The sequence below is a fragment of the Ilumatobacter sp. genome (genome assembly GCF_049588435.1).
Taxonomy (GTDB): Bacteria; Actinomycetota; Acidimicrobiia; order Acidimicrobiales; family Ilumatobacteraceae; genus Ilumatobacter_A.
Genome location: NZ_JBAVYV010000415.1, coordinates 1 through 2683, shown reverse-complemented (window position 1 = coordinate 2683; position 2683 = coordinate 1). Strand labels below are relative to the sequence as shown.

Sequence of the window (2683 nt, the reverse complement as noted above, 5' to 3'; positions counted from 1 at the left end):
TTGCGACCGCAGCCTCACGATCGGCCGCGAGCCGAGCAGCCTGTGCTCCGGGTGCGTGGCTCGGGTCGGCCGCACGCATCGCGTCGATCGCCGCGGTCGCCATCTCGGGACGGAAGTGCCACGGGTCGGATCCGATGTCCCACTCGTTGGGTCCGCGAGTGCCGAAGTCCCGCAGGAAACGAGCGAACCCGGTCGCGTACTCGTCGGAGTCGGCATCCAGCCGGGACAGCTCCCACATCGTTGCCGACGGCGCGGCCGATTCGATGTCACCGATGCCCGCGAGGAGCGAGACGAGCAGTTCGGGCTTGCCGGTCTTGACGACCAGGTCGATCAGCGCTCCCGACACGAGAGCGTTGGAGAAGGTGTTGTCGATGTGGCGGAAGAAGAGGTGCTCGAAGAACGGAGCGAAGCCGCGGCAGTAGGCCATGAGTTCGGCGTTGCCGGCCTCGTCACCCGGATAGCCGGCGACGAAGCGGTCGACCTTCGCCTTGTCGTGTTCCAGGTCGGGCAGGTTCTTGGTCCGCAGCAGACGCAGCACCGTCTTGCCGAGACGAAGGGTGGACTTGAGGTTCTTGTCGCCGTCGCTCGCCGAGTATGCCGGCGCATCGGATTCACCGAAGAACATCGAGTCGATGTTCTCGACCTTCCCACCCGGAGCGCGAACGCCGAGGAGTCGGACGTAGCTCGCATTGATGTAGCAGTACCCGCCGAACACGCTGAGGATGACCATCCTCTCGCCGTCCGCAAGGTCGCCGTCGGCGGTGAGCCCCATCCGGACGAACGCTTGACGCCAGCCGTCCTCGGCGGCCTGGCCGATGAGGTCCCAGCTGAACGGCAGCACGACTTCGGGAAAGACCTCGCCCACATTGCCGCGCGTGTACAACGGCCAATGGGAGCTCGGCGGGTTGTCCGTCTCCCAGATCTTCTCGAACGTCACGTCACTCATTGCTTCTCCCACTTCGTGCTCCGCGACGAGGCGTCGCGGACGTGTCCGACAGGTCGTCGCCAAACTGCGCGTCGGTGCCAGGCACCGACGCGCATTTTCGATGGACGGGCCTCACCGGAGGCGGACCGGGATGTTGCGTGGACCGCGGATCTGTCCGCTGGTCCAGGTCGTCGTCTGCGACGGATCGACCCGGTACTCGGGGAACGCGGCACACCATTCCTGGAACGCGACCTTCATCTCGAGACGTGCCAGGTTGGAGCCCAGACACCGATGGATCCCGAGGCCGAAGGCGACGTGCCGGTTCACCTCCCGATCGATGACGAACTCGTCGGCCCGGTCGAACGATGCGGGATCGTGGTTGGCCGCAGGGAACGTGACGAGCACCTGATCGCCGGCGTGCACGGGACAGCCCGACACGGTCGTGTCACCGATCACCCGCCGGCCCATCGTGACCGGCGCGTAGTACCGCAGCACCTCCTCGCTCATCGTCAGCCACAACGGATCGCCGAAGGGCGTGCCGTTCAGTCTGGCGAGATCGTCGGGGTGGGTCCCGAGGTGCCAGAGTCCCGAGCCGATCGCGCTCCACGTCGTGTCGATCCCGGCGAGGATCAACAAGAGCAGGTAGCCGAACTGCAGCTCGCGGTCGATCGGCTCCCCGTCCATCTCCGCCTGAGCGACCAGCGTCGCGAGGTCGTCCTCGGGCACCTTCTCGCGCGCTTCGAGCAACTCGAGGAAGTACGCGCGCATCTCGGCCGTCACCGCCTCGCGCACCCGGTTGTCCCGCGGCGCCAACTGGAAGTTCCGGTAGATCCAATCACGGAAGATGTCGGCGTCGGAATCGGGGACCCCGATCATCTGGGCGATGCCGTGCACGGGGATGTGCTGCGTGTACTCGGCCGCAGCGTCGGCGGTGTCCCGTCCGTCGAGTTCGGCGATGAGGCCTCGGCAGTAGCTCCGGAGCTCGTCTTCCATCGGCTGGATCTGCTTCGGGCTGAACGACGGCAGAAGCAGTCGGCGATGACCCTGGTGATGCGGTGGGTCGGAGGTGATCGGCGGGGCGGGTCGACGGACCGCGTCGGGTTGCGCGACCGACACCCATTGCGACGAGAAGTTCTCCGTGTCCTTCGCGATCTCGGAGACCGCCTCCATCGTCACGGGCATGAACGCGCGGCCGTACCGTTCGGTCATCGCCATCGGTGTGATGTCGCGGACCGCGTTCCAGATGTCGATGGCGTCGGTTCCCCACTGCGGATCGAGCCAGTCCCAATCGTTCACCCAGTCGACCACCGGTTCGGCGTTCACCGTCGACTCTTCGTACCCCATGTCGGAACCCCCCGCTCTGATCTGGATTCGACCGTACTCGCGCACGAGCACCCCGGTGGGCACACGACCGCGGTTCCCGCCCATCGCCGCCCACCCGTCGCCACCCACCGGCCGGTCTCGTGAACTCTTCCAGCGCTCCCTGCGCGAACAGTTCACGAGATCGCCGATCGGGCGGTCGTGGCTCGAGCGCGTGGACCGATCTCAGCCGTCGTGACCTTCGCCACGCTGTCGCAACCTTTTCGACACACAATCGTAACCTTCGTCGTCATGTCGAAACACAATCTCGTTCGCCGATGGCGGACCGCTGCGTTCGGGGCGTTCGCTGCCGGCGCGATCACGACGATTCCCTCCGTCGTCCACGCCGATCCTCCATCGGTACCCACCGCCGACGATGCACCCGCCCCGACCGACACG

At 66.3% G+C, this 2683-nt stretch carries 1 protein-coding gene and 1 pseudogene; both read right to left on the bottom strand.

Annotated elements, in window-relative coordinates:
* Window positions 1–946 (bottom strand): annotated as a pseudogene (locus WBV89_RS15940) (hypothetical protein); the annotation flags it as partial.
* A gap of 111 nt (window positions 947–1057) precedes the next feature.
* Entirely contained in the window at window positions 1058–2269 is a 1212-nt protein-coding gene (locus WBV89_RS15935) for a cytochrome P450 (RefSeq protein ID WP_423982331.1), read from the bottom strand.
* Between the last annotated feature and the right edge of the window lie 414 nt (window positions 2270–2683).